We start from the raw sequence: 268 nt of genomic DNA, 5'->3' as shown, positions 1-268 counted from the left end.
CGACCCCGGACGGCTTCACCACCGCCACCGTGGCCGAGCCGGTGTTCTTCGATCCCAAGGGGGAGCGCATCCATGCTTGAGGCCCGCTACCGCACCGCCCGGGCGCACCCGCTCGGCCGCGCCGACGCTCCGGCGCCGGTCGGCGCCGGTCTCCTGATCCGGCCGGCCGCGGCCGAGGCGCGCTTCGCCCTGCGCCTGCGCGGTCCCCTCGGATCGGCGGCCGGCCTCCCCCTCGACCGCCCGATCAACACCCTGTCGGGCGACGCGA

The 268-nt window shown here is 77.6% G+C and carries 1 protein-coding gene; it reads left to right on the top strand.

The genetic code is table 11. The annotated features are described in order from the left end of the window. Positions 1-72 precede the first annotated feature (72 nt). Positions 73-268, top strand: a 196-nt coding sequence (locus KZZ06_RS20995; protein ID WP_219581889.1) for a hypothetical protein, incomplete at its 3' end; no start/stop codon positions are given.

It is taken from the genome of Sulfitobacter sp. CW3 (assembly GCF_019392245.1).
GTDB lineage: Bacteria > Pseudomonadota > Alphaproteobacteria > Rhodobacterales > Rhodobacteraceae > Sulfitobacter.
This window is presented reverse-complemented; position numbering and strand designations above follow the sequence as displayed.